Annotated in this window: 25 protein-coding genes; 9 read left to right on the top strand and 16 right to left on the bottom strand. The window is 72.0% G+C overall.

The features are described 5' to 3' along the window. Window positions 1-25: 25 nt before the first annotated feature. The gene (locus AB0D93_RS08645; protein ID WP_362115217.1) at window positions 26-784 is read right to left on the bottom strand and encodes an IclR family transcriptional regulator C-terminal domain-containing protein; all 759 of its coding nucleotides are present in this window, start codon (window positions 782-784) and stop codon (window positions 26-28) included. Window positions 785-871: 87 nt separating this feature from the next. After that, on the bottom strand, window positions 872-1,675 hold the full coding sequence (locus AB0D93_RS08650; protein WP_362116224.1) for an EamA family transporter: 804 nt from the start codon (window positions 1,673-1,675) through the stop codon (window positions 872-874). 155 nt (window positions 1,676-1,830) lie between these two features. Between AB0D93_RS08650 and AB0D93_RS08655 the strand changes: the two genes are divergently transcribed. Beyond that, the gene (locus AB0D93_RS08655) at window positions 1,831-2,688 is read left to right on the top strand and encodes a LysR family transcriptional regulator (protein ID WP_362115220.1); all 858 of its coding nucleotides are present in this window, start codon (window positions 1,831-1,833) and stop codon (window positions 2,686-2,688) included. Between the two features lie 155 nt (window positions 2,689-2,843). On the opposite strand, the gene AB0D93_RS08660 is transcribed toward AB0D93_RS08655, so the two are convergent. The 3 genes from AB0D93_RS08660 to AB0D93_RS08670 form a co-directional block, all read right to left on the bottom strand. After that, the gene (locus tag AB0D93_RS08660) at window positions 2,844-3,626 is read right to left on the bottom strand and encodes an XRE family transcriptional regulator (RefSeq protein WP_362115223.1); all 783 of its coding nucleotides are present in this window, start codon (window positions 3,624-3,626) and stop codon (window positions 2,844-2,846) included. Between the two features lie 188 nt (window positions 3,627-3,814). After that, window positions 3,815-4,405: a hypothetical protein gene (locus AB0D93_RS08665; RefSeq protein ID WP_362115226.1), complete on the bottom strand. Its 591-nt coding sequence runs from the start codon at window positions 4,403-4,405 to the stop codon at window positions 3,815-3,817. 236 nt (window positions 4,406-4,641) lie between these two features. Then, complete coding sequence (locus AB0D93_RS08670; RefSeq protein ID WP_362115229.1) at window positions 4,642-4,929, bottom strand: putative quinol monooxygenase; 288 nt, start codon at window positions 4,927-4,929, stop codon at window positions 4,642-4,644. A gap of 235 nt (window positions 4,930-5,164) precedes the next feature. On the opposite strand from AB0D93_RS08670, the gene AB0D93_RS08675 reads away from it, so the two are divergent. From AB0D93_RS08675 to AB0D93_RS08685, 3 genes are all read left to right on the top strand, one after another. Continuing rightward, entirely contained in the window at window positions 5,165-5,545 is a 381-nt protein-coding gene (locus AB0D93_RS08675; protein ID WP_362115232.1) for a hypothetical protein, read from the top strand. Continuing rightward, entirely contained in the window at window positions 5,542-6,009 is a 468-nt protein-coding gene (locus AB0D93_RS08680) for a peroxiredoxin (RefSeq protein WP_362115235.1), read from the top strand. The genes AB0D93_RS08675 and AB0D93_RS08680 overlap by 4 nt, the downstream gene beginning before the upstream one ends. A 78-nt stretch (window positions 6,010-6,087) precedes the next feature. Beyond that, a complete protein-coding gene (locus tag AB0D93_RS08685; RefSeq protein WP_362115239.1) occupies window positions 6,088-7,515 on the top strand; it encodes a PAS domain-containing protein in 1,428 nt (475 codons plus the stop codon). A 49-nt stretch (window positions 7,516-7,564) separates the two neighbouring features. Here AB0D93_RS08685 and ligD read toward each other — a convergent pair whose 3' ends face one another. From ligD to AB0D93_RS08705, 4 genes are all read right to left on the bottom strand, one after another. Next, complete coding sequence (gene ligD / locus AB0D93_RS08690; protein ID WP_362115244.1) at window positions 7,565-8,575, bottom strand: non-homologous end-joining DNA ligase; 1,011 nt, start codon at window positions 8,573-8,575, stop codon at window positions 7,565-7,567. Between the two features lie 6 nt (window positions 8,576-8,581). Next, window positions 8,582-9,190, bottom strand: a complete 609-nt coding sequence (locus tag AB0D93_RS08695; protein WP_362115247.1) for a DNA polymerase ligase N-terminal domain-containing protein — start codon at window positions 9,188-9,190, stop codon at window positions 8,582-8,584. Window positions 9,191-9,248: 58 nt separating this feature from the next. Beyond that, a complete protein-coding gene (locus tag AB0D93_RS08700) occupies window positions 9,249-10,112 on the bottom strand; it encodes an oxidoreductase (protein ID WP_362115250.1) in 864 nt (287 codons plus the stop codon). Between the two features lie 166 nt (window positions 10,113-10,278). Next, window positions 10,279-11,109, bottom strand: coding sequence for an aldo/keto reductase (locus AB0D93_RS08705; RefSeq protein WP_362115253.1), 831 nt, complete (start codon window positions 11,107-11,109; stop codon window positions 10,279-10,281). 94 nt (window positions 11,110-11,203) lie between these two features. Between AB0D93_RS08705 and AB0D93_RS08710 the strand changes: the two genes are divergently transcribed. Next, window positions 11,204-12,268, top strand: coding sequence for a LacI family DNA-binding transcriptional regulator (locus AB0D93_RS08710; RefSeq protein WP_362116227.1), 1,065 nt, complete (start codon window positions 11,204-11,206; stop codon window positions 12,266-12,268). Here AB0D93_RS08710 and AB0D93_RS08715 read toward each other — a convergent pair. The 4 genes from AB0D93_RS08715 to AB0D93_RS08730 are packed head-to-tail and all read right to left on the bottom strand — an operon-like array spanning window position 12,231 to window position 16,859. Then, window positions 12,231-13,628 (bottom strand): glycoside hydrolase family 32 protein, encoded by a 1,398-nt coding sequence (locus tag AB0D93_RS08715; protein ID WP_362115256.1) that lies wholly within the window; start codon window positions 13,626-13,628, stop codon window positions 12,231-12,233. The two genes, AB0D93_RS08710 and AB0D93_RS08715, sit on opposite strands and share 38 nt — an antisense overlap. Beyond that, window positions 13,625-14,479 (bottom strand): carbohydrate ABC transporter permease, encoded by an 855-nt coding sequence (locus tag AB0D93_RS08720; protein ID WP_362115259.1) that lies wholly within the window; start codon window positions 14,477-14,479, stop codon window positions 13,625-13,627. Before AB0D93_RS08720 ends, AB0D93_RS08715 begins: the two co-directional genes overlap by 4 nt. A gap of 14 nt (window positions 14,480-14,493) precedes the next feature. After that, window positions 14,494-15,453 (bottom strand): sugar ABC transporter permease, encoded by a 960-nt coding sequence (locus AB0D93_RS08725; RefSeq protein WP_362115262.1) that lies wholly within the window; start codon window positions 15,451-15,453, stop codon window positions 14,494-14,496. Then, a complete protein-coding gene (locus AB0D93_RS08730) occupies window positions 15,450-16,859 on the bottom strand; it encodes an extracellular solute-binding protein (RefSeq protein WP_362115265.1) in 1,410 nt (469 codons plus the stop codon). Before AB0D93_RS08730 ends, AB0D93_RS08725 begins: the two co-directional genes overlap by 4 nt. A 152-nt stretch (window positions 16,860-17,011) precedes the next feature. Here AB0D93_RS08730 and AB0D93_RS08735 point away from each other — a divergent pair, with 152 nt between their 5' ends. Together AB0D93_RS08735 and AB0D93_RS08740 are read left to right on the top strand one after the other, a co-directional pair. Beyond that, the gene (locus tag AB0D93_RS08735; RefSeq protein WP_362116230.1) at window positions 17,012-18,574 is read left to right on the top strand and encodes a GH32 C-terminal domain-containing protein; all 1,563 of its coding nucleotides are present in this window, start codon (window positions 17,012-17,014) and stop codon (window positions 18,572-18,574) included. A gap of 58 nt (window positions 18,575-18,632) precedes the next feature. Then, the gene (locus AB0D93_RS08740; RefSeq protein WP_362115268.1) at window positions 18,633-19,607 is read left to right on the top strand and encodes a TauD/TfdA family dioxygenase; all 975 of its coding nucleotides are present in this window, start codon (window positions 18,633-18,635) and stop codon (window positions 19,605-19,607) included. Between the two features lie 211 nt (window positions 19,608-19,818). On the opposite strand, the gene AB0D93_RS08745 is transcribed toward AB0D93_RS08740, so the two are convergent. After that, window positions 19,819-20,847 (bottom strand): LLM class flavin-dependent oxidoreductase, encoded by a 1,029-nt coding sequence (locus AB0D93_RS08745; protein WP_362115271.1) that lies wholly within the window; start codon window positions 20,845-20,847, stop codon window positions 19,819-19,821. Window positions 20,848-20,915: 68 nt separating this feature from the next. Continuing rightward, window positions 20,916-22,418, bottom strand: a complete 1,503-nt coding sequence (locus tag AB0D93_RS08750; protein ID WP_362115274.1) for a metallophosphoesterase — start codon at window positions 22,416-22,418, stop codon at window positions 20,916-20,918. 139 nt (window positions 22,419-22,557) lie between these two features. Between AB0D93_RS08750 and AB0D93_RS08755 the strand changes: the two genes are divergently transcribed. After that, window positions 22,558-22,845 carry a DUF1905 domain-containing protein gene (locus tag AB0D93_RS08755; protein ID WP_362115277.1) on the top strand — a complete coding sequence of 96 codons (288 nt, stop codon included), beginning with the start codon at window positions 22,558-22,560 and terminating at the stop codon, window positions 22,843-22,845. A gap of 332 nt (window positions 22,846-23,177) precedes the next feature. Here the strand turns inward: AB0D93_RS08755 and AB0D93_RS08760 are convergent, their stop codons facing one another. Beyond that, the gene (locus tag AB0D93_RS08760) at window positions 23,178-23,750 is read right to left on the bottom strand and encodes a dihydrofolate reductase family protein (RefSeq protein WP_362115280.1); all 573 of its coding nucleotides are present in this window, start codon (window positions 23,748-23,750) and stop codon (window positions 23,178-23,180) included. A gap of 454 nt (window positions 23,751-24,204) precedes the next feature. On the opposite strand from AB0D93_RS08760, the gene AB0D93_RS08765 reads away from it, so the two are divergent. After that, window positions 24,205-26,523, top strand: a complete 2,319-nt coding sequence (locus AB0D93_RS08765) for a M4 family metallopeptidase (protein WP_362116233.1) — start codon at window positions 24,205-24,207, stop codon at window positions 26,521-26,523. Window positions 26,524-26,538 lie beyond the last annotated feature (15 nt).

Here is a 26,538-nt window from a genome sequence, read left to right on the forward strand (position 1 = left end):
CGGGGGAGCCACAAGGTGCGGGTTTTCAGATAGTGAGCGAGAGCCCCCTCGTCACCCGGCTCGCGATCGGCAGCAGTCGTGCCCGGCACTCCTGGAGCCGGGCCTGCCGCTCCACCGGCAGGGAGACGCCGAGCGAACCGGGCGTGCTGCCGCGGTAGACGGGCACGGCGACGCACACGGTGCCGAGCGCGTATTCCTCCAGGTCCGTGACGGCGGGCGCCATGGGGGGCGTCGCGATCCTGCGGAGCAGCTCCGGCAGACTGGTGATCGTGCGGGGGGTGAGTTCGGCGAGGTGGTGCCGGGACAGATAGTCCCGACGGGCGTCCTCGTCCAGCTCATGCAGCACGGACTTGCCGAGCGCGGTGGCGTGTCCGGCGTCCTCGAAACCCACCCAGAGGTCCACCCGGGGCGTGCGCGGGCTGTCCACGATCTCGGCCACCCTGATCTCACCGTCTTCGTAGAAGGTGAGGTAGACGGCGGTCGCCAGGTCGTCCCGGAGGGCGGCCAGCGCCGGGCGCACGCGGCTGAGCAGGGTCTGCGCCTGGCCCCCCGTGTGCAGGGAGTCCAGCTTGTCGCCGAGGATGAAGCTGCCGTCGCCCAGCTTCCGCACGTATCCGTCGTGCACGAGGGTCCGCAGCAGGTGATAGGCGGTGGCCAGCGGCAGCCCCGTCTCACGTGCCAGCTGTTTCGCCGGCGCGCCGGTCTCGTGCGCGCTCACGGCCTCCAGTAGACGGAAGGCCCGCTGCACGGAGGTGATGAGCGTGGGGCCGTCCTGAGCACCCATAAGACCAGATTGCGCCGGACGGCCGACCCCGGCAAGGCCGGGCTCGTCCCGCAGGGGCGGCGTCCGGGGCGAGCGTGCCGGGCGTCCTCAGCGGGGCATGGCCGAGACGGAGACCGCGTTCGCGGCGACCACGGCCCCGATGCCCGCCCACTCCGGAACACCGAGGTTCTGCCCCAGCACCACCCAGCCGACCACGGCCGCCAGCACCGGGTTGACGCTCATGAACAGACCGAAGGTGTGGGCCGGCACCCTGCGCAGGGTGAGCAGATCGGCGAGGTACGGCACCGCCGACGACAGCACCCCCGCCGCCACCGCGCACAGCACCGCCCCGGCCGTCGGCGGGTGCCGTACGGCGACGGCGGTCCCGATCGGCAGGAAGGCGAGGGCGGACGTGCACGCGGCCGCCGCCGAGCCCTGCGCACCCGGGACGCGGCGCCCGACGAGCCGGTTGAGCAGGATGTACGAGGCCCAGCAGCAGGCGGCCACCAGGGCCAGAACCATCCCCAGGTAGTCGGTGGAGGGCCGAGGGCGCATCAGCACGACGACTCCGGCCGCGGCCAGCACCGCGCACCCGGCGTCCAGCCGGCGGCGCGAGGCGGCCAGCGCGATGGCGAGCGGGCCCAGGAACTCCAGGGTCACCGCCAGACCCAGGCCGATCCGGTCGATCGCGCTGTACAGGGTCAGGTTCATGGTGCCGAAGACCCCGCCGAGCAGCAGCACCGGCCACCACTGCCGCCAGGTGAAGGCGCGCAGGCGCGGCCGGCCGACGGCCACGAGGACGAGCGCGGCGACGTACTGGCGCACCGCCACCACGCCGAGCGGACCGAGCACCGGGAAGGCCAGGGCGCCGATCGCCGCGCCGGTCTGGTTGGAAAGGCCACTGCCGAACATGGTGGCCAGACCGGCCAGCCGTTTCGGGGCGGGGTTCACGACCACAGGGGGCACCGTCGCCGCGGGACGGTCGAGAGCTCGTCGCATGTCAGGAGGTTCGGCCCGCTCCGCTGTTGCGCAAAATGCATGAGCTCTTCGATCTATACGCTACACGCATGAATGAGGTCGAGCTCCGGCAGTTGCGCTGTCTCGTCGCCATCGTCGACGAGGGCACCTTCACCGACGCGGCGATCGCCCTGGGGGTGTCCCAGGCGGCGGTGTCCCGCACCTTGGCGGGGCTCGAACGTGCCCTCGGCGTACGGCTGTTGAGACGCACTTCGCGCGAGGTGACCCCGACCGCGACGGGGCTGCGGGTGGTGGCGCAGGCACGGCGGGTCCTGGCGGACGTCGCGGACCTGGTCCAGGAGGCCGCCTCGGGGCACGCCCGGCTGCGGATCGGCTACGCGTGGTCGGCGGTCGGCCGGCACACCGTCGCCTTCCAGCGCCGCTGGACGGCCGCCCACCCCGGGATCGACCTGCATCTCGTCCGCGTCAACACGGCGTCCGCCGGGCTCGGTGAAGGCGCCTGTGACCTCGCGGTGGTGCGCCGGCCGCTGGAGGACCGGCGGTTCGACACGGCCATCGTGGGCCTGGAGCGGCGCCTGTGCGCGATGGCGGCCGACGACGCGCTGGCGCGACGCCGGTCCGTACGGCTCGCCGATCTCACCGGCCGGGTCCTCTGGGTCGACCGGCGCACCGGCACCACCACTCCCGAGCTGTGGCCGCCGGACTCCCGTCCCGCCGTGGAGGAGACCCACGACGTCGACGACTGGCTCACGGTCATCGCCGCCGGCCGCGGCATCGGTGTCACGGCGGAATCGACGGCGAACCAGTACCCGAGGCCCGGAATCGTCTACCGGCCGGTGCGCGACGCCGAACCCGTCGCCGTACGGCTGGCCTGGTGGCGCGACGATCCGCACCCGGCGCTCCAGGCGGTTCTGGAACTGCTCAGCGAGCTGTACCGCACGAGCTGAGGGGTTCTCAGGCAGCCCGACTCATCGGCACCGCCGCCGTGCGCCCGGCCCGCGCGTCCCAGCACGGCGGCGGCGGTCAGCAACTGGTCACGGCCGCCCCCGGGGCGGCGCCGTACCCCGCCTCCGGGTACGGCGCCCCGCCCGTCGCGCGTCCGTCACCCCTGGCCGTTCGGCGCCACGTCCAGACCCGTGCAGGCCAGCTCCCCGTCCACCTCGGCACACGCCTCCACACCCCGCGGCGAGGACACCGAGAGCATCGGGCTGCTGTTCCCGGCGGAGTCCGCCGGATAGCCGGCCGACAGCACGTCCTGGCCCGCGCGGACCGACACCTCACGGGCCCTGGGCGACTGCAACCACACCTCGGACCAGGCGGTGCGGCAGGCCTGCGAATAGCGCAGCCGGACGGTGTAGGCGGGATCGGCGACCGTGCTCGTGGTCCGCGCGTCCCGGGCGCACACCGACGCGTCGGGCAACTCGCCCTGACAGGAGCGGCCGTGACAGTGGGGTACCGCCGAGACGCTCTGCGCGGCGGGCGCGGTGCCCGGCCGGGCGGACAGGGCCACCGCGGCGGCCACCGCCGTAGCCGTTCCGCACAGCGCGAACACGGACAGCGGAAGCCAGGGCGCACGCCGCGACGGGCCGCGCCCGAACCACCGCGTGCGGCCGGGCTTCTCGGGCGCGGCCGCGGGCGGTTCGGCCTCTGCCGCGTCCCACCGCGCCAGTACGGCCTCGGGATCGGTGCCGGCGAGCCGGCAGAGGGCTTCCACGGCGGGTCTCGGCGGCGGCGTGCCGCCGGACAGGTAGCGGTGCCACGCGGACTTGCTGTACGGGGTGCGCGCGGCCAGCGCCGCCAGGCTCAGGCCCGTACGGTCCTTCAGCTCGCGCAGTTCCACCACCAGTGACTCGGCCGGCGTGGTCGATGCTTGGGGGTGCCGCATCGTGCGTCCTCGACTCCCTTTCCGCTATGGGCGATTTCGCCCCTGTTGTCGGAATGGCTTCCCTGGTGGACGCCGACTGCAACCCAGGGTGAGGTAGGAGGAAGGTGAGGCACGCGCGTATACCGAAGGCCCGTTCGGGGGTCGTCGAACGGGCCTTCGGGGTTAGGAGGTGCGGCGGCGCCGGGCCGTCAGCACCAGGGGAGAGCGCGGTTGGCGCGGACGTAGTGGGCCGAGACGTAGCCCGCGTGGTGCGGCAGCCGGTACCAGGTGCGATTCCCGTGGACCGAGGAACCGCGCGTCCGGCAGGTGAGCGCCAGGACCCGGTGGGTGTGCCGGTGGCCGACCACCCGGTAGCCGGTGCCCGGACCGGAGCGGACGTTCAGCCGGGCGTGGCGGGTGACGACGCGGCCGGTGAGGGGCCGGACATGACGCCGGGTCAGCCACTGTGCGGCAAGGCGGTACCGCAGGTGGTACGGCGCGGCGAGACGCCGGGCGGCCGTCTGCGGCATGAAGTACGCCGCTCGCCGGGCCGTGAGCCGGTGGATCCGGTGCACCCGGCGCGTGTGATGCGTGCGGAGGTGGACGCGGTGGTGCCGGCGATGGGTGACGTACCTGCGGTGGTGGACGCGGTGGGTGCGGGGGGCGTGGTGCTGGGCGGTGACGCCGGGCACCGGGCGCGGGACGGCGGCGCTCGCCGCGGTGGCGCCGGCCGTCGTGGGCAGGAAGGCGAGCACCGCCACCGTGGCCAGCAGACCGCTCTTGAGACTCCGTCGGATCATGGAAACCTCCGGCTGTCGTTCTCGTGACCACGAGCAGTGATCACGACAGCGAGGGTTTCCGTGACGGGCCGCCGCAATGCCGTCCCGGTGTCCCCCGGGACGGCCGGGACGTCCCGCGGGACGAGCGCCTCGGCCGCGGGCCGGCGCGCCCGGGCCTCGGCGGCGCGATGTCCCGCCGTCCCCGGGGCGGCCGGGTGAGGTGTCCCGGACGCGCACCGCCCGGAACCGCACCGGGCTCAGACGGTCTCGGCGAAGGTCACGGTCCGTTCCTTCAGCAGCGGGAACACCGTGCCCCGGATCAGCTCCGCGAAGTGGGGCGTCTCCTTGTGCGCCTCGAAGCCGGCGCGGTCGGTGTAGCGCTCGTACAGCACGAACGCTCCCGGCTGGTCGACGACCTCGTGTGCCTCGTAGGCGAGGTTCGCGGGTTCCGACGGGACCAGTTCGCGCATCTTCCGCAGCGCTTCACGCACGGTGTCGGCGTCGGCGGGGGCGCACTGGTACTGGGCGACGACGGCGAAGGCCATGGCATTCCTCCGGTGTTTCCAAGCGGGGGGCTGGACCCGCCGATTCCAGCACGCGCCCGCCGAGTACCTGCCCGTACGACACGCACGCGCATCACCTGGCCCGGCCCACGGGCCCGGCGGCACGAGCGGCTGACGGCGTGGCGGCCCTCTTCCGCCGCAACCGATCCGCCCCTGGGCCTCACCCGTGCGCCTACCGTCCAGTAATATCCGGCGGCAGGCCATCACAGGAGGAACCGTGCCCCGGTCCGAACGCTCACCCCTGCTGCTCGCCGGCCTGCTGGCCGCAGCCGGGGTCGCCCACTTCGCCGCCCCGCGGCCCTTCGACGCCATCGTGCCGCGCTTGCTGCCGGGCTCGCCCAGGGCGTGGACGTACGGCAGCGGGGCCGTGGAACTGGCCCTGGCGGCCGGGATCGCGGCGCCCCGGACCCGCGCGGTCGCCGCGAAGGCGGCCGCGGCCTTCTTCGTCGGGGTTCTCCCGGCGAACGTACAGATGGCGGCGGACTGGCGGCACCGGCCGGCGCCGCTCAGGACGGCCGCCCTCGCGCGGCTGCCGCTGCAGGTGCCGCTGGTGCTGTGGGCCCGGGGAGTCGCCCGGAACGAGAAGGGACGGTCATGACGGAACGCATCGAGGTCGGGGACAAGGCCGAGGACTTCGCCCTCCCCGACGAGACCGGCACCGCCCGGCGGCTCACCGAACTGCTGGCCGACGGACCGGTGGTCCTCTTCTTCTACCCGGCCGCCCTCACCCCCGGCTGCACCGCCGAGGCCTGCCACTTCCGCGATCTCGCCGCCGAGTTCGCCGCGGTCGGCGCCCGGCCCGTCGGGATCAGCGGCGACAGCGTCGACAAGCAGCAGGAGTTCACCGGCCGGCACGGCCTCGGCATGCCGCTGCTCTCGGACACCGACGGCGCCGTCCGTGAACGGTTCGGCGTCAAACGCGGCTTCTCCCTCGCCCCCACCAAACGCGTCACCTTCGTGATCGCCCAGGACCGCACGGTGCTGGACATCGTCCGCAGCGAACTGCGCATGAACACCCACGCCGACCGGGCCCTCGCCGCCCTGCGCGCCCACAAGGGCTGATCCGCCCGGCTCCGAGCAGGAGGCGCCAGAACGTTCCCGCGCTTGATGTGCCGGAACAATCGGAACATCCTTGGGCGTATGAGGCATGGCGCCGCCGTGGCGATCATCGACGCCCTGGGCACGGTGACAGGGTGGAGCGAGGGCGCGCGGCGGCTCACGGGCCACTCGGCCGAGGACGTCGTGGGCCGGCCCGCGGCCCGGCTGCTCGCCGCGGACCCACCGGACGACGTCCTCGCCGAGCGGACCGGTACCGTCGCCCTGCGGCACCGCGACGGCCACCGCGTCGACGCGGCCCTCACCGCCTGCCCCGTCACCGGCGCCGACGGCCGGCCCACCGGCTTCGTCGTCACGGCAGACCCGCCCGGCACCACCCTGGCCGCCGAGGCCTTCGAGCAGGCCTCCATGTCCATGTCGGTCTTCGACCTCGAGCAGCGCTACCTGCGCGCCAACGACGCCGCCTGCAAGGTGATGGGCGTCCCCGAGTCCGCGCTCACGGGCCGGTTCTTCGCCGACACCGTGGAGGAGGCCGAATACAACACGGGCTTCCTGCGCCACCTCCGCGAGGTCGCCGAAACCGGCCGGCCCGTCCGCTACGAGAGCTTCGCCGCCGCCCCCGCGCTGAACCGGGAACATCTGTGGAGCCTTGAGATGTGGCCGCTGCACACCGCCTCCGGCGAACTGACCGGGGTCGCCATGGCGGCCTTCGACAGCAGCGAGCAGTACTGGGCCAGGCGCCGCCTCGCCCTGCTCAACGAGGCGTCGACCGGCATCGGCACCACCTTGGACGTGGCGCGCACCGCCGAGGAACTGATCGACGTCCTCGTCCCGCGGTACGCCGACTTCGCCAGCGTCAACCTGCTCGACTGGGTGCTCGGCGGGCAGGAGCCGCCGATGATCCCGGACGGCGGTGGCGTACTGCACCGCATCGCCCACGGCTCGACCCACGCGGGCGACCCCGGCGCCGCGGTCCGCGTCGGCGAGACCGACTTCCATCCGCCCCACTCACCGCCCGCCCGCGCCCTCCGCGAGGGCCGCGCGGTGCTCAGCCAGGCTGGTGAGCCGGACTTCACCGAGTGGCTCGCCGAGCGCAACGCGCGCTCGCCCCAGGGCCGCCCGTACCGGCAGGCGGCCGGCGAACGGCTGACCGCCTGGGGCCTGGAGGAGGCCGCCTTCGTCACCGAACTCGTCGTCAGCGAACTCGTCACCAACGCCATCCGCTACGGCGAACCGCCCATCCAGCTCCGGCTGATCCGCGACCGCGCGCTCATCTGCGAGGTCTCCGACGCCAGTTCCACCGCACCGCATCTGCGCCGGGCGCACGCCTACGACGAGGGCGGCCGCGGACTGCTGCTGGTCGCCCAGCTCACCCAGCGCTGGGGCAGCCGGCAGACGGGCCGGGGAAAGACGATCTGGGCCGAGCAGGCGCTGCCCGCGTCCGATCACTGGAGGGAGCCGCCCGGGTTCGGCGCTTCCCCCGGGAACGGGAATCCACACGGCGGCACGTAGAGCACGCCGCCCGTCGGGGGCGGAACCGGCCATCCGGATGTGCCCGGGATCAGGCCGCCGGGCGCTCCCGCACCACGTCCCGTGCCCGCTTGTCCTCGCGCAGCCCCAGGAAGCGCGGATGCCGCAGCATCCCGTCCCTGGTCCACTCGGTGAACGCGATCTGCGCCACCAGCTCCGGCTCCACCCAGCGGGCCCGCCCCTCGCGCACGGCACCCGTGAAGGGCGAGGCGTCCCGGCGCAGCCCGTCCAGCCGCTCGCGCAGCGCCAGCAGGGTCCGCCGGTCGAAACCGGTGCCGACCTTCCCCGCGTAGCGCAGCCGGTCACCGTCGTAATGGCCGAGGAGCAGCGCCCCCAACCCGACTCTGCTGCCCGCCGGTTCGGTGAAGCCGCCGATCACGAACTCCTGGCCCTTGGCACACTTGAGCTTCAGCCAGTCCGTCGACCGGCGCGTCCGGTACGGTCCGTCGGCCCGCTTGGCGATCAGCCCCTCCCAGCCCCGGCCACAGGCCTCGGCGAGCAACTCGGCGCCGCCCGCGTTGCGATGAGGGGTCAGGCGCAGCGGGGCGCGAAAGGTCAGCGCACGACGCAGCAGCGACTTGCGGATCCGCAGGGGGAGTCGACGGGTGTCGCATCCCTCCAGCCGCAGCAGATCGAAGAGGTAGTACGTCACCGCGACCCCGGACGCCTCGATGTCCCGGCGCCGGGTCAGCCCCGACCGCCGCTGCAGCCGCGCGAAGTCCGTACGTCCGCCGGAGAACGCGACGACCTCGCCGTCCACCGTGAAGTCGGCGCACTCCTGCGCCGCGAGCACCGCCACGATCTCCGGGTAGGTATCGTTCAGCCGCTGACCCGTGCGCGAGAGCAGCAGTACGTCGCCGCCCTCACGCACCGCCAGCAGCCGCACGCCGTCCAGCTTCCGCTCGAACAGCCAGCCCTCGTCGAACTCCCGCCGGTCACTGAGCGTGGCCAGCATCGGTGCCGCGGCGAGCTCCGGGCCCGGCGCGGCCGGGCGCAGCAGTTCCCGCCGGCCGGCCGGGAGCGCGTCCAGCGGTCCCGTCACCGCCGCTCACTCCTCGCCGTCGGCCGCGACCTGCGCGAGAGTGCGCCCGGTGCGCACCGAGCGGGCCCGCCGGGGGTCCGGCGTGCCGTGCCCGCCCGACCGCGCCGGCCCCTTGCGCACCAGCAGCCAGGCCTCCTGCTCGTCCGCGCCGCCGCGGAACCGGGTCAGCGCGTACTCGCCGTGCAGCTTGGTCCCGTGCAGCCGGAACGTGGCGTGCCCGCGCTCCAGCGACTCGGCGAAGTCCAGCGGGTGCCCCCCGCGGTCATGGCTGAGGGGCTCGTACGTGCCGTTGTCCCAGACGATCACCGTACCGCCGCCGTACTCGCCCTTCGGGATCACCCCTTCGAACTCCTCGTACTCCAGCGGATGGTCCTCCGTCGGCACGGCCATCCGCTTGTCCCCGGGGTCGGTGGACGGGCCCTTCGGGACCGACCAGGACTTCAGGACGTCGTCGACCTGGAGCCGGAAGTCGAAGTGCATCCGGCTCGCGTCGTGGATCTGCACCACGAACCGGGGCTCGTCGCCCGCGGCTCCAGGGGCCTGGCCCGACGGTTCCCGGGTCCGCTCGAAGTCACGCTTGCCGCGGTACGTCCGCAGCCGGTCCTCCGCTGCCACGTGCGGCTCCTTCCGTACGTCCGCCTCACGCGCCGTCGAGTACCCCTCAGCGGGCCGCTCAGCCCGCGATGCCGTCCAGCTCGGCGACCGCGTCGTCCGGCAGCACCAGGGACGCGGCGGCGATGTTCTCCCGCAGGTGCTCCGGCGAGGAGGTGCCGGGGATCAGCGCGATGTTCGGCGACCGGCGCAGCAGCCAGGCCAGCGCCACCCGCTGCGGCGAGGTCTCCAGCCGGGCGGCGACCTTCGCCAGCGTCTCGGACTGCAGCGGGCTGAAGCCGCCGAGCGGGAAGTACGGCACGAAGGCGATGTCCGCGGCCGCCGTGCGCTCCACCAGCGCGTCGTCCTGCCGGTTGGCCAGGTTGTACAGGTTCTGCACGGTCACCACCGGCGCGATCGCGAGGGCCTCGTCCAACTGTGCGGCGGTCACCGTGCTCAGGCCCAGGTGCCGGATCAGCCCCCGCTCCCGCAGCTCGGCGAGCGCGCCGAACTGCTCGGCCAGCGAGTCGTCGTTCGGAGCGTCCACGTCACCCAGCCGCAGGTTCACCACGTCCAGCGTCTCCACGCCCAGGTTCCGCAGGTTGTCGTACACCTGCGCCTTCAGGTCCTCGGGGTGCCGCGACAGGATCCAGCTGCCGTCGGCGCCCCGGCGAGCGCCGACCTTGGTGACGATGTGCAGATCCCCGGGATAGGGGTGCAGGGCCTGCCGGATGAGCTCGTTGACGACCACGGGACCGTAGAAGTCGGCGGTGTCGATGTGCGTCACACCCGCCTCCACCACCGCGCGCAGCACCGCCACGGCCCGGTCCCGGTCCTTCGGCGGGCCGAAGACGTGCGGCCCGGCCAGCTGCATCGCGCCGTACCCGACGCGGGTCAGGGTCAGGCCCTCGGCCGGGGTGATCGTGCCGCCGAGCTGTGCAGTCATGTCGTACCTCTCAGGATGAAGCCCAGGATGTCCGGGCCACCGGCCTCGCCGGCGGCCACGCGCTCCACCCTGCGCCCCTCGCGCCCGTCGGTGCAGTACCCCGGCGATCCTGGGAGTGACAGGACCAGTCACCGCCACCCGGGGCCCGGCAGCGGTCCGGGCGGCCTCAGAACTCCTCGTGCCGCCCGGGGTCCCCGCCGAGCCGCCGCGGGGCGTGGTGGGCGATCGCCGCCAGCTGGTCGGAGTCGAGCTCGAAGCCGAAGACGTCCAGGTTGGCGCGCTGCCGGCCGGGGTCGGCCGACTTCGGGACGGGCAGCGCGCCCAGCTGCACGTGCCAGCGCAGCAGCACCTGCCCCGGTGTCACGCCGTGCGCCTCGGCGACCTCCGCGACCGCCCGGTCCTCCAGCAGATCGCTGCCCCGGCCCAGCGGGCTCCAGCTCTCGGTGACGATGCCCTTGTCCGCGTGGAAGGCCCGCAGCTCCTCCTGCGGGAACAGCGGATGCAGCTCGATCTGGTTCACCGAGGGCAGCACCCCGGTCTCCTTCTCCAGCCGGACGACGTGCTCGGGGGTGAAGTTCGAGACGCCAATCGAGCGGACCAGCCCGTCCTCGCGCAGCTTGATCATCGCCTTCCAGGAGTCGACGTACTTGTCCACCCGGGGATTGGGCCAGTGGATCAGATACAGGTCCACGTACTCCACCCCGAGCCGCCGCCGGGACTCCTCGAAGGAGGCGAGCGTCTCCTCGTAGCCGTGGTGCCGGCCGGGCAGCTTGGTGGTCACGACCACCTCCTCGCGGGGCAGGTCGCTGCCCGCTATGCCCCGCCCGACACCGGTCTCGTTGCGGTAGTTCGTCGCGGTGTCCACCAGCCGGTAGCCCAGACCGAGCGCGGAGCGTACGGCCTGCTCGGCGGCCCTGTCGTCCAGGGGCCAGGTGCCGAGGCCGATGGCGGGGATCGTCGTACCGTCGTTGAGCGTGTACGCCGGAATGCGGTTCACGATGGGACCCTCCCTCGACTGTGTCCTCCCCCCAGCCTCACGGATAGGGTGAGCGGTGATCAACCGGACGGGTGGGGAGAGGGCAGCGGACGGCATGGGCGGCGGCGCGGACAGCAACGGCACGGTCGGCGGACGGCCCACGTCACGGGATGTCGCCCGGCTCGCCGGCGTCTCGCACACCGCCGTGTCCTTCGTCTTCAACGGCCGCGCCGAGGGCAACCTCTCGCCCGCCACCCAGGAGCGCATCCGGCAGGCCGCCGCCCAGCTCGGCTACCGGCCCGACCCGGTCGCCCGCGGTCTGCGCCGCCGCCGTACGGCGGTGATCGGGCTGGTCACCGACGAGATCGCGTCCTCCCCGTTCGCCGGACGGCTGCTGCGCGGCGCCATGGAGACCGCCTGGGACAGCGACCACCTGGTGCTCACCATGGACTCCGGCGGCGACCCCGCCAAGGAGGACGCGGCCGTCGCCGAACTCCTCGACCGGCGCGTCGACGGCATCGTCTACGCGGCGATGTCCCTGCGCCGCGTCCGCGTTCCCGAGGGCCTGCACCGCACCCACTCCGTGCTCGCCAACTGCCTGCCCGAGGACGACTCACTGCCCGCCGTCGTCCCGGCCGAACGGGCCGGCGGGCGCACCGCCGCGCGGTTGCTGCTGGAGGCCGGGCACCGCCGGGTCGCCCTCGTCGGCGGACAGGACGACATCGCCTCCGTCGAGCGCCTGCACGGCTTCCGGGACGCGCTGCGCGCCGAGGGGATCACCGTGCCCAAGGAGTGGGTCGTGCGCACCGGGGGCGAGATCACCAGCGGCCACGAGGGCGCGATCAGGCTGCTCGACGGCGTCGACCCGCACCGCCGCCCCACCGGCGTCTTCTGCTACAACGACCGGGTCGCGGCAGGCGTGTTGCATGCCGCGACCCGGCTCGGGATCGCCGTCCCCGCCGAGTTGTCGGTGGTGGGCTACGACGACCAGGAACACATGGCGGCCTTCCTCACCCCGGCCCTGACCACGGTCGCGCTGCCGCACCGGGCGATGGGCGAGGCGGCGGCCCGGCTGCTGCTGGACGCCATCGACACCGGCCGCACCCCGCCCGCCACGGTACGGCGGCTCGCCTGCCCCGTGGTCAGCCGTGCCTCGGTGGGACCTGCTCCCACGCCCTGACCTCGGCCTCCCCCTCGACCTCCAGCTCGGCGACGTCGTCCGGGCGGCGGTAGACCCGCTCGGTCACCACCGCCCGGTCCCCGACGAAGAGTTCCAGCAGCGAGCCGTCCACGAGCACCCGGAGGGCGAGGTCCGGGCCGGGCGGCACGCGCACCGTCACCGGAGCCGATCCCCCGGCTCCCGTGCGGGGCCAGCCCCCGCGGTCCAGCACCACGGTGCCCGCCGCAGGGTCCAGCCGGACCGTGAGCGCCCGGTCAGCCGCCCGCAGCAGGGTGACCCCGGTGGCGCCGCGCGCGGTCACGGTCAGGTCGTACGACACCGGGAGCGGCACCCGGCCCGGTGCGGTCGCGAACGGTTCCGGCGCGCGCAGGAGTTCCAGTTCCGGCGCCGGTGTCACCCGCAGCGAGCCGTCCGGACGGACGTCGACCACCCTCGGTGCGGTGAGCGTCCCCGCCCAGCCCGCGGCCAGCACCTCCGCGGTCTCCCGCGCCTCCCACGACCAGCCCCACATCAGGGCCCGGCCGGGCTCCTGGCGGACGGCGGGGGCGTAGAAGTCCCGGCCCTGGTCGAGCCGGCCTCCGGCCCGGGTCACGAACCGCAACCTCTCCTCGTCGGCTTCCAGACGGCCCGTCAGGTAGGCGGTCGAACAGGGCGCGCCGTCCCAGAGGGACACCACCAGCACCTGCTCGCCGCCACTCGTCCCGTACAACTGCGGGCACTCCCAGCCGACCGCCTTGTCGCCGAAGGCGTCGGCGGCGACCTGGTCGAGGCCGTTCAGCAGCACGCCGGCGAACCGCCACGCGGTCAGCTCCGCACAGTCGTACAACAGCACGGACGGAGTGCCGTCCGCATGGCCGGCGCCGACGAGTGCCCAGCGCCGGCCGGCGTGCCGGAAGACGAACGGGTCGCGGAACATCACCACGTCCAGCCCGTCGGGCGGTGCCGCGACCACGGGTTCGGGCAGCGGACGCCACTCGACGAGACGGTCCCCGTCCGGATCCGCGGCACGGGCCAGGCAGATGGTGCCCAGTCCGTTGTGGGCGTGGTCGACGCCCGTGTACACGGCCGTCGGGACACCGTCGTCGTTCACCACGCAGCCCGACCAGCACCCCGCCTCGTCGGGGCCGCCCGGTGTCGGGGTCAGGGCGATCGGATGGTGCTCCCAGTGCACCAGGTCGGGGCTGGAGACATGACCCCAGTGGACGTTCGTGTGCACCGGCGCCGCCGGGTTGTGCTGGTAGAAGAGGTGATGGCGGCCCCGCCAGCGGAACGGCCCGTTGGGGTCGTTGATCCAGCCCGCGGGCGGACGGACCCGGAAGCGGGGAGCGATCGGGTCCGGGAGGGGGCGTGCGACGCTCAACGGTTGACTCCTGCGGAGGTGATGCCCTCGCGAAGAGGGCGCTGACCGACCACGAACACGGCGACGGCGGGGATCATCGACAGGACGACACCGGCGAGGACGACGGAGATGGAACCGGTGCCGAGATTGCCCTGCAGGGAGACCAGGCCCAGCGGGAGCGTGTAGTTCTGGCCGGAGGTCTCCAGGATCAACGGGCGGAAGAACTCGTTCCAGTGGTAGTTGAAGGCGAGCACTCCGACGATCGCCAGGCCCGGCCTGGCCAGCGGCGCGTACACGGACCGGAAGATCCGCCAGGGTCCGGCGCCGTCCAGCATCGCGGCCTCGCCGAGGTCCTTCGGCATGCCGAGGAAGTACTGGCGCATCAGGAACGTGCCGAACGCGGTCGGGAACGCGGGAATGATCAGACCGAGCAGCGTGTCGGTCAGTCCCATCGACTTGAGCACCAGGAACACCGGAACGATCGTGACCTGGAGGGGGACCATCATGGTCGCCAGGACCAGACCGAACAGCGGCTTCTTGAACCGGAAGTCGAGCCGGGCGAACGCGTAACCGGCGAGCCCCGCCGTGATCATCTGGCCGACCGCGATCAAAGCGGTCACCAGGGTCGAGTTCAGCGCCAGAAGCCACACGTCGATCTGGTCGAAGACACCACGGTAGGCGGCCGTGCTCGGATGCGTCGGAACGATCTGCGGCGGCAGGTTGAACGAGTCCGCCGGAGTGCGCAGCGAGGTGGAGACGGTCCAGACGACCGGGCCGAGCGTGAGCAGGGCGCACACGGTCAGCCCGGCGATCCGCGCCCACGGCCCGAGCGAGTACCGGGCGCGGCCGATGGTCAGGGATGCTTGGCTCAAGGGGATCACCCGGCTCACTGGTAGTGGACGAAACGCCGGCTGAGCCGGAACTGGACGGCGGTCACCGCCATGATCAGCACGAACAGCAGCACGCCCACCGCGGACGCCTCACCGAACCGCAGCTGCTCGAACGCCTTCTCGTAGATGACCATCACCACCGTGCGGGTGGAGTCGCCGGGCCCGCCGTCGGTGAGCACATACGGCTGCTCGAAGACCTGCAGGGCGTTGATGATGCCGACCACCGAGGCCACCAGCAGGGTGGGGGAGAGCAGCGGGAGGGTGATGGCGAGGTGCTTGCGCAGGCCCGTCGCGCCGTCCAGCGCGGCCGCCTCGTGGATCTCCTTCGGGATGTTGTTCAACCCGCCCACGAACAGCAGGAACGAGAAACCGAACTGCTGCCACACGTACACGATGATCACGGTCGCCATCGCGCCGTGCTCGGAGGTCAGCCAGGGCACCGGAGCGATCCCGAACAACCCGATCAGCCAGTTGACCACGCCGAAGTCCTGATTGAAGAGGTACTTCATCACGACCGAGATTGACGCCGCCGACAGCACGAGCGGGAAGAAGAACGCCGAACGGAAGACCGAGCGCAGCCAGGTGGGCATCCGGCCGTTCAAGGAGAGCGCGAGCGTCAGCGCGATCAGCAGCTGCGCGGCGACCGCGAACACCATGAAGACGAGCGTGTTGCGGAACGACACCAGTACGGTCGAATCGGTGAAGACCTCGCGGTAGTTGGCCGTTCCGGCGAAGCCGGGCGAGTCGATCACGTTCCAGTGGAACAGGCTCAACACGACCGAGCCGACGATCGGTACGACCGTGAAGACCACGATCCCGGTCACCGTCGGGGCCAGGAAAAGCGCCGCCAGCAGTCGTGTGCCCCGCTCACGCGCCGAGCGCCGCACGGCCGCCGCGCGCGGCGTCACGGCCCGGGGTGGAACGGTGGCGATCCGGGTGTCCGTCGTGTCCGTCATACGTCACGCTCCATGGCCTTCTCCAGATCGCCCTGCATCCGCCGCAGCGCGGGTCCGACCGAGCGCGGGCTCGCCAGGGCGGTACCGGTGTGCTTGAGCAGCGCCTGGGTCACCTCGGCGACCTGTGGCGGGGCCGGGATGGGGCCGGTGTCGGGGAACTTGTCGAGGGTGTCGTAGAAGACCCGCCAGTGCGCCGGGCCGGTCTCCCGGTAGCGGGCCGCGGTCAGCAAGGAACGGCGCGCCGGGGTCGTCTGGTTGGTCGAGAACAGCTCGGTCAGGGTGTCCAGCCGGGCCGAGTACTTGATGAACTCCCAGGCCGCGTCCTGCTTCCTCGACGTGCGCAGCAGCGCGTAGCCCGCCGCGCCGAACTGGTGCCGCTGGGTGCGCCAGCGCGGGAAGTACCGCACGTCGAAGGCGTCGTCGCGCATGCCGGCCAGATGCAGCCCGCCCGCCCAGAAGCCGCCCGCGGGTGTCACGCCGACCCGGCCGGTGGAGAACACGCCGATGAGGTTCTGGCCGTTGCCGCCCTCGGGCCGGGTGCACAGCCCTTCCTGGATCAGGGCGGCCAGGTAGTCGTACGCCTCCTCGACCCGGGCGTTCGTGGCCTGTGGGTTCGTCCAGCGGAAGCCGCCGCCGCGGCCCTGCCGCTGTGCCCGCGGATAGAAGCCGTTCCACAGCCAGCCGCCGCCCGGCGCCTTGGACTCGGCGAGCAGGTCGGTGCCGTTCGCGAACAGCCAGGGCACCACCCCGCCCCACAGCCGGTTCGTCCAGAAGTACGGCGTGAAATGGGAGTCGTTGGCCTTCTTCATCCGGCGCAGCAGCGCGGTGAAGTCGTCCCGGGTCCAGTCGTCCGGCGGAAGGTCCGCGCCCGCCCGCTCGAGGACGCGCGAGTTGAGGTACATGTCGGCCGCGTTGAACTCGATCGGCAGCTGGTACAGGCTGCCCTCGTACATCATCGACTCCACCAGTGAGGGATGGACGTCGGCGAAGTACTCCTTCAGCTCCGCCGCGTCCCGCTTCACCCAGCGGTCCAGCGGCACGCCCAGGTGCCGGGCGAACAACTGCACGCCCTCGGTGGCCACATAGACCAGGTCGGGCGCGGTGCCCGCCGCGATCTGAGTGAGGATCTTGGCGAAGAAGTCCGACCAGTCCACGGCCTGTACCGCGTTGACGCGGACCTTGATGTCGGGGTGCAGCTTCCTGAAGCCCGCGACCAGGGCGCGGACCCCGTCCGGGGAGAACGCGGAGCCCAGGGTCGCCACGACCAGGGAGCCGTCGTCGCGGCCCGGAATGTCCGCTCCGGTGAGACGGTCCCAGCTCGCGGCGGTACCGGCGAGGGCCGCGGCCCCCGCGCCGTAGGCGCCGTACCGCAGCAGTGCGCGGCGGGAGAAGTGCGAGTCGGTCATCCAAGGTGCCTAACTCGTGTTAGCAACGTGAGATGCCCCAGATGATGAGAAGTGCGTCACGTCCCTGTCAAGGTGCGGGAACGCTTGACCTTTAACGAGTTAGGTCGCACAGTCCTGGTGCCATGGACCGTCACGAGAGGACCGATGACGTGATGCGTGGCCCGACCAGAAGGACGCTGTTCGCCGCGACCGCCGCCGGAGCCGGCGCTGCCCTGCTGCCCGCGGCGCCCGCCGAGGCGAAGCCGGGAGCGAGGCCCAAGGCGGCGCGGAACTGCCTGAGTTACCGGGCCGGCTATCACTTCACGGTGCCCGACCAGTGGAAGAACGACCCCCAGCGCCCGGTCTGGGTCGACGGCGAATACCACTACTACTACCTCTACAACGCCGACTACCTCGACGGCGGCGAGGTGGGCACCGCCTGGCGCCTGGCCACCAGCACCGACCTGGTCTCCTTCACCGACCGGGGGATCGCCGTGCCCAAGGACACCACCGCCAACGGCGATGTCTGGTCGGGGTCGGCGGTGGTCGACAGCGGCAACACGGCCGGTTTCGGCGCGGGCGCGGTGGTCGTCGTCGTCACGATGTCACCGGGCGGCGGCACCGACCACCAGGAGCAGTTCCTGTACTACTCCACCGACGGCGGCCGCACGTTCACGAACGACGGCACCCAGCCCGTACTGGCCAGTCCGGGCGTGGGGGCCGACTTCCGCGACCCCAAGGTCATCCACGACGACGACCACGACCGCTGGGTCATGGCCCTCGCCGAACGGAACAAGATCGGCTTCTACCACTCGACCGATCTCAAGTCCTGGACGTACGCGGGCGGTTTCGTCAAGGACGGTATCGGTGTGCTCGAGTGCCCCGACCTGTTCCGGATCACCGCCGACGACGGTACGGCGAAGTGGGTGCTGGCGGCGAGCGCCGACGGCACGGGGTCGGGGCAGCCCAACACCTGCGCCTACTGGACCGGTTCCTTCGACGGCGCCTCCTTCACCGCCGACGCCGCCGAACCGCAGTGGCTCGACCACGGCTGGGACTGGTACGCGGCGGTCACCTTCGAGAAGCGGCGGGCGGACGGTTCTTTGGACCCCGCCGGGCGCCATGCCCTCGGCTGGCTCAACAACTGGGCCTACGCGCACACCACGCCCACGATCGATGCGGACGGCTTCAACGGTACCGACTCCGTCGTCCGCGAGATCACCCTCAAGAAGTCCGGCTCCGGTGGCTACTACCTCGCCTCCCGGCCGGTCGCCGCACTCGACTCCTACGTCTCCCGCACCCTCGACCTCGGCGACCTGACCGTCGAGGGCACCCGGCCGCTCGACTACACCGGCGTCTCCTACGAGCTGACGACCGAGATCACCTGGTCCCGGCTCACCGGAGCCGGTGTCCAGTTGCGCCGGTCGCCGGACGGCGGCCGGCACATCGACGCCGGCGTCTGGGGCGACTACGCCTTCCTCAACCGGCGTGGGACGGTCAACCCCGACACCAGCGGCGACCGGCAGGAGAGCCGCAGCCCCTTCGACCCGGGCGCCGGACGGGTCACGCTGCGCATCCTCGTGGACCGCACGTCCGTCGAGATGTTCGTCGACGACGGCAGGTATGTGCACTCCAGCGAGGTGTTCCCGTACCTGGTGGACGACCGGCTGGCGCTCTTCGCGGCCGGCGGCACGGCGGTGTTCCGGAACACGGTCATCCGGGAGTTCGCCGTGTGAGGCCCGGGGGTGCCACGATCTTCGGTGGGAGCCGGTTCGGACGAGCACGGGAGCGCGCATGACGACGCACGGGGCCACCGCGGATCAGACCGAGCGGGTCGAGGGCGTGGAGGTGAGGCCGGTCGCCGGGCACATCGGGGCCGAGATCACCGGCGCCGATCTCGCCGGGCCGCTGGACGACGCCGTGGTGGCCCTGATCCGGCGGGCGGTGCTGCGCTGGAAGGTGGTGTTCTTCCGCGGGCAGGAACTGGACCACGCCGGGCATGTCGCCTTCGCCCGCCGCTTCGGCGACCCCGTCGTTCCCGGCCGGCGGGGCAGTGCCTCACCGGCCGGCTTCCCCGAGGTGGAGACCACGGCGGACCGGCTGGAGCTGGGTGGCCGGTTCGGCATGGAGCACGAGGAGTGGCTGCGCCGCCGCCGGCACACCCTGCTGCGCGGCTGGCACTGCGACCACGGCGCCCGGATCGACCCGCCGGCCGCCACCATCCTGCGCGCCGAGACGGTCCCGCCGTACGGCGGCGACACCACCTGGGCCAACCTGGCCGCCGCCTACGCCGGGCTCTCGGCGCCGGTCCGGGCCTTCGTGGACGGGCTGCGCGCCGAGCACCGGCTCGGCGTGGGCTACCAGCCCCGGCCCGGCGACGACGCCTATCTGCGCCATCTGCTCGACCACCAGGTCGCCTCGGTGCACCCGCTGGTCCGGGTGCACCCGGAGACGGGCGAGCGGGTGCTGTTCGTCAACGGCTACTACCTGGAACAGATCACCGGCGTCTCCCGCCCGGAGAGCGCGGCACTGCTGGAGATGCTGCTGGAGCAGGCCGTCCGCCCCGAGTACACCGTCCGCTTCCGCTGGGAACCGGGCAGCGTCGCCTTCTGGGACAACCGCGCCACCATCCACCTGGCCCCGAGCGACCACGCCCACGTCGGCTCTCCCCGGATCATGCACCGAGTGATGCTCGCGGGGGAGGTGCCCGCGGGGGTGGACGGCAGGCCGTCGGAGGCGGTGGTGGGCACGGAGCCGGGCCGCTGGTGAGACGGCTGGGGCCGGTCTCGGCGGGTGGTGGTGTGGCCGGTCGGGGGCGGTGGTGGTGTGGCGTGCGCCGGCGGATGTGCCGGGGGTAGGTGGTGGTGGGCGCCGGCGGAGTCGCGTCGAAGCGCGTGCTCGTCAGTGGCCCCCGGGTGGCAGGTGGCCGGCTGTCGTCGACCTTGGTCCGGGAGATGTCCGGTGCCGGAGGCCCCGGCGTTCAGCCCGTCGGCCGCCACCCCAGCGCCGGCCCCAGCTTCGTCGCCATGTCCGTCAGGATCTGGACGTAGTCCTCGTGCTCGAAGGTGAAGGGCAGCGCGAACGCCACCTCGTCCACCTCCCGGAACGCGGCGTGTGCGCGCAGCCGTTCGGCGATCTCCTCGGAGGTGCCGACCAGGTCCGGGGCGAACAGCAGCCGGGCCGGGCCCTGCGGCGAGGCCGTGCGGGGCAGCCGCTTGGCCGCGTACGCCTCGTACTTGGCGCGCTGTTCCGGGCTCGCGGAGTCCGTCGGGATCACGACCAGACCGTGGGAGACGCGGGCCGCGTCGCCGTCGGGGTGACGGGCGCGGAACTCCCTGACGAGGGACAGCTGGATCTCGGCGAAGTCCCATGGCCCGTCCGTCCGTTCCGCCTTGACGACGCTGCTGGTCAGGAAGTTCATCCCGTGCTCGCCCGCCCAGCGCGCCGAACCGAGGCTGCCGCCGCCGTACCACATCCGCCGCCCCAGGCCGGGGGAGTGCGGCTGGACCAGGTCCGAGAACACCTCGAAGCCCTCGACTCCGCTGAAGTCGCTGGCGGGCTTGCCGCGCACCAGGTCCAGCAGCCGCCGCACCCGCTCGTACCCAAAGTCCTCGGCCTCGGCCGTGTCCGGGTACAGGGCGTCCTTGACCTGCTCGAAGTGCGTCGGCGGGCCCACGCTGACGCCCGGGTTCAGCCGGCCCCCGGACAGGAGGTCCACCGTCGCCAGGTCCTCGGCGAGGCGCAGCGGGTTCTCCCAGCCGAGCGGGGTCACCGCGGTGCCCAGCTCGATGCGGCGGGTGCGCTGGGAGGCGGCGGCGAGGACGGCGACCGGGGAGGAGATGCCGTACTGCAGATGGCGGTGGCGCAGCCACGCGCTGTCGAAGCCGAGCCGCTCGCCGAGCTCGATGATCTCCAGCGTGGACTCGTGGCCCCGGGCCGGCTGCGCCGGGTCGAACAGGCCGATGGTGAGGAAGCCCAGCTTGCGCAGCGGACGGGGGGTGGACGGCACGGGCTCCTCCAGCGGTCGTACGTCGCTTCCGCCTCCGATTCTGGCAGGCGAGTGTGACAACCGTGTGATCACCTCAACGGGATGACGATCTCGTCCTCGACCGGCGGATCGACTTCCTGTGCCCGGTTGCCGGTGGCGGCGAAACAGCGCAGCCGGATCGCCTCCGGAGCCACGTCCAGCCGCAGGAAGCACTTGAAGAACGGCGGGCTGTAGGTGGCCGAGCCGGGCGAGAACAGCTGGGTGTACACCTTGCGTACGGGCAGCCGGAACCGGGACGGGCGGTCCGGGCGGCCACCGGTGCCCAGGAGGCTCGCGACGAGACGGGTGCGACGGGTGATCCGGGTGTCGGGACCGGGTCTGCGGCCCGGCTCGATACCGAGGCGTTCGGCGACGACCGCGGTCGCCTCGGCCTCGGTCAGGGTGAAGAAGCGGCCGAGCCGCAGCCGGCGGCCGTACAGGCGGCTGTAGAAGGCCAGCGAGTCGCCCCGCAGCGGATAGCAGCGGAAGTCCCGCTCGGTCACGCCCGCGACCGACACCCGCGGGATGGTGTGCGTGGCGTGCATGAACGCCCCGCCGCCGCCCGCGACCACGTACTGGATGGTGCGCCCGTCCACGTCGACCGGATAGCGCTGGTAGTTGTGGATGTCGCCGCCGATCGCGGCCACATAGTGGTGCTCCGGGTCCCGGACGACGTCGTCCACCGTTCCGCCGCCCTCGATCGCGCACGGGTGGTGCTCACCGTCGACGTACAGCGGTGACCCGGTGACCAGGATCTTCGGCCTCGGCCCCCGGGACACCTCACGCAGCCAGGCGCCCTGTTCGGCGTCGATCGTGCCGAGCAGTCCCGTGTCGATGCCGACGATCCGGACCGGGCCCGCGTCGATCGCCCAGTACGGCCCCGGCTGCACGGCCTGCTGGCCCGGCGCCGACCGCAACGTCCGTGCGGCGGCGAGCCGTTGTTCGTCCGTCGGCCGGGGCCGGTGCCACAGCAGGCCGCGCCACCAGGCACGGCTGAGCGGGCGGGACCGGGGCTCGGGGTCGAGCGGCGGGGTGTCGGCACAGAAGACGCGCATGAAGGCGCCGAGGTCCTCGTACCAGTCGTGGTTGCCCGGTATCGCGTAGATCGGCGCCTGATAGTCCTGGTAGGGCCGGAAGAACTTGCCGCCGTAGTCGCCGGCACTGCCCACCGGATAGATCACATCGCTCGCGATCACCGCGAATTCGGTGCCCTGACCCGCCTTCAGGAAACCGGGAACCACGGCGTACTGCGAGTCGTCCCCCTCGCCCGTGTCCCCGATGACCATGAAGGAGAACCGGTCGGCGACCTCCCGCCGGACCACCTTGTCGGCGGGCGCCCCGGCCGCCTCCCGGCGTGCCACCCAGCGACTGCGGGTACGGCCCGTGGGATCGCCGAACCAGGATGCCAGCACGCCGTTGCGGGCCGCCCACAGGGTCCGTGGATTCAGCCACGACAGTTTCTCGACGTGGTCCGGCATCAGCTGCTTGTAGGCACCCGGCTCGGCCGAGCCCCAGCCGGCGCCCTGTGCGGTATCGCGCGAGGATTCAGACACGCCCTGCACGGTAACAACGCGCCGGTCAGGGGCGGTTGGCGGGGCCGGGCGCGCAGGAAAGGCACACAGGTCCTTCACCCGTGGCCGGGGCTGTCGGCGTGCGCCGCTAGGCTGGGACCCGCTTGAGAGGGGGTGGCTCGTGGAACTCGCTTTCGACGGCCGGGTCGTGGAGTGGCGGGGGCCGGCGCCGTACTACTTCGTCGCCGTGCCCGACGCGGAGTCCGCCGACGTCCGTGACGTGGCCGCGCTGGCCAGTTACGGCTGGGGCGTGATCCCGGTCGAGGCGAGAGTCGGCGCCACCGCCTTCACCACGTCCCTGTTCCCGAGGGACGGTGGGTATCTGCTGCCGCTCAAGAACGCCGTGCGCCGCCCGGAGGGGATCGCGGCCGGTGACGAGGTGAGCGTCGCGATGACCGTGCGCCTGTGAGGCCCATGACCGTCAGGCGCCGAGGCGGCCGGTGAGGAAGGCCGTGACCTCCTGAATCGAGCTCCACCCGCGGACGACCCGGTCCCGTCGTTACTGGTAGCCCGTCCTTGCTCGTAGCCCGTCGTCACTCGTGACCCCGGGCGGCGTCGAGTTGAAGGGCGACGGAGTGCCCCGTGACCGGCTCGGGCCGTGCGTGGAGCGGCGATTCGGCGGCGACCCATCGGGACCGGGCGTCCAACGCGTCATGATCCCGGCACGGCGGCTGCCGGATGCGTGGCTCCATGCCGCGGCGGTGGCTTGGTTTCGCCGGCCCGGACATGCGCCGGCTCTGCTCAGCGGACGACGTCGAAGACCTGCTTCTGCAGGCCGTTGGCGTAGACCTCGTGCTCGACCAGCTTCAGTTTCTGGGTGTCCTTGTCCGTGGCGCTGAACAGGCGCTTGCCGGCGCCGAGCAGCAGCGGGAAGACGAGCAGGTGGTAGCGGTCGATCAGGCCGGCGTCCGAGAGGCCGTGGTTCAGGGTCGCGCTGCCGTGGACGATGACCGGGCCTCCCTCGGTCTGCTTCAGACCGGCGACCTCGTCGAGGGAGCGCAGGATGGTCGTCTCACCCCAGTTGGACACCAGCTTGTCCTCGGTGAGCGTCTTGGAGACGACGTACTTCGGCATCGTCCTGTAGTCCGCGAATTCCGGCATGTCCGGCCATACCGGACTGAACGCCTCGTAGCTGACGCGGCCCATCAGGATCGCGGCGGCCTCCCGCTGCTCCCGCTCCTTGATCTCGAATGCCTCGGGGGCGAACTCGACGTGCTTGAAGGTCCAGCCGGAGTTGCGGTAGCCGGGTTCGCCGCCGGGGGCCTCCACGACGCCGTCGAGGGAGATGAAGGCGGTGCTGATCAGGGTGCGCATGGCTGGTTCCTCGGGTCTCGTGTGCCGGATCGTCTCGTTCCCAGGGTCCGACCGACAAGGAAAATTGTCAAGAAAATTTGAGTTGTCGGCTGCCGTCCGCCCGGTCGTGACGGCGGGTAACGGCCCGGCGCTGCCCCGCGCACGGCGCCGCGGCTGAGCCGGCCGCACCGGCAGGTAGAGGGAAAACCCTCGAATGACCTCGACATGACTGACATGTTCGAGTCAAGGCTGGAATCCTTCCTCCACGCACCGCACATCCCCGGTGTGTTCACGGAGCACGGTCCCGCACAGCTCAGCTCACCCGGGCAGCAGACCCCTCTGCCCGTCTGTCACCGGTCGCGACCCGGCGGCCGCAGCAGAAGGAGTACGAGTGAGACCCCACAGACCCCTTCCCCACAAGCGGGCCACGGTCGGAGCCGCCCTGGTCTCCACCGCGGCCTTCCTCGCCCTCGGTATGCAGGCCGCTCCGGCCGTCGCCAAGCCCGCCGCCCCCCACCCCAGCCCACTGCGCAGCGGCGGTCTGGAGGCCAAGCTCAGCCCGGCCCAGCACCAGGCGCTGATCAAGACCGCCCAGCAGCAGACCGCCGCGACCGCCCGCACCCTCGGGCTCGGCGCGAAGGAGAAGCTGGTCGTCAAGGACGTCATCAAGGACAACGACGGCACCCTGCACACCCGGTACGAGCGCACGTACGCCGGCCTCCCCGTCCTCGGCGGCGACCTCGTCGTGCACACCCCGCCCGCCTCCCTGGCCGCGGGCACCGTGAGCACCACGTACAACAACAAGCACAAGATCAAGGTCGCCTCCACCACGGCGGCCTTCACCAGGTCGGCCGCCGAGTCCAAGGCGCTGACGGTCGCCAAGTCCCTCGCCAAGAAGCCCACGGCCGACAGCGCCCGCAAGGTGATCTGGGCCGGCACCGGCACCCCGAAGCTCGCCTGGGAGACGGTGATCGGCGGCTTCCAGGACGACGGCACGCCCAGCAAGCTGCACGTCATCACCGATGCCACCACCGGCAAGGAGCTGTACCGGTACCAGGCGATCGAGACCGGCGTCGGCAACACCCACTACAGCGGACAGGTCACGCTGACCACGACGCAGTCGGGTTCGACGTACACGCTGACCGACGGGGCACGCGGCGGCCACAAGACGTACAACCTGAACCACGGCAGCTCGGGCACCGGGACCCTGTTCTCGCAGAGCAACGACACCTGGGGCGACGGCACCAACTCCAACGCCGCCACCGCCGGCGCGGACGCCCACTACGGCGCCCAGGAGACCTGGGACTTCTACAAGAACACCTTCGGCCGCAGCGGCATCAAGAACGACGGAGTCGGCGCGTACTCCCGCGTGCACTACGGCAACGCGTACGTGAACGCCTTCTGGGACGACAGCTGCTTCTGCATGACCTACGGCGACGGGTCCGGCAACAACGACCCGCTGACCTCGCTGGACGTGGCCGGCCACGAGATGAGCCACGGTGTCACCGCCAACACCGCCGGCCTGGAGTACACCGGAGAGTCCGGCGGCCTGAACGAGGCCACCAGCGACATCATGGGCACCGGCGTGGAGTTCTACGCCAACAACAGCTCGGACCCCGGTGACTACCTCATCGGCGAGAAGATCAACATCAACGGCGACGGCACCCCGCTGCGCTACATGGACAAGCCCAGCAAGGACGGCGGTTCGGCCGACAGCTGGTACTCGGGCGTCGGCGGCCTGGACGTCCACTACTCCTCGGGCCCGGCGAACCACATGTTCTACCTGCTCTCCGAGGGCAGCGGCACCAAGGTCATCAACGGCGTGACCTACAACAGCCCGACCTCGGACGGCGTCGCCGTCACCGGCATCGGCCGCGCCGCCGCACTGCAGATCTGGTACAAGGCGCTGACGTCGTACATGACGTCGAGCACCGACTACGCGGGCGCCCGCACCGCCGCGCTGAACGCGGCCACCGCGCTGTACGGCGCCAACTCCGCCCAGTACGCCGGGGTCGCGAACGCCTTCGCCGGCATCAACGTCGGCAGCCACGTCACGCCGCCGGGCAACGGCGTGACGGTCACCAACCCGGGCAACCAGACCTCCACCGTCGGTACCGCCGTCAGCCTGCAGGTCCAGGCGAGCAGCACCAACAGCGGCGCCCTGACCTACAGCGCCTCCGGTCTGCCCGCGGGCCTTTCGATCAACAGCTCCACCGGCCTGATCACCGGCACGCCCACCACGGCGGGTACGTCCAACACCACCGTCACGGTGACCGACTCCACCGGCGCGACCGGTACCGCGACCTTCACCTGGACCGTCAACTCCAGTGGCGGCGGCGGTTGCACCTCGACCCAGCTGCTGAAGAACCCGGGCTTCGAGTCCGGCAGCACCGGCTGGACCGCCACCAGCGGCGTCATCACCACCGACAGCGGTGAGGCGGCCCACAGCGGCTCGTACAAGGCCTGGATGGACGGCTACGGGACCACCCACACCGACACGCTGTCCCAGTCGGTGACGATCCCCGCGGGCTGCAAGGCGACCCTGACCTTCTACCTGCACATCGACACCTCGGAGACGACCACCAGCACGCAGTACGACAAGCTGACGGTCACTGCCGGTTCGAAGTCCCTCGCGACCTACTCGAACCTCAACAAGGCCTCCGGCTACAGCCAGAAGAGCTTCGACCTGTCCTCGCTGGCGGGCCAGACGGTCACCCTGAAGTTCAACGGCGTGGAGGACTCCTCGCTGCAGACCAGCTTCGTGGTGGACGACACCGCCCTCACGACCGGCTGAGCCACGCGCACGAGG

Source organism: Streptomyces sp. NPDC048191, from assembly GCF_040652655.1.
Classification (GTDB): Bacteria; Actinomycetota; Actinomycetes; order Streptomycetales; family Streptomycetaceae; genus Streptomyces.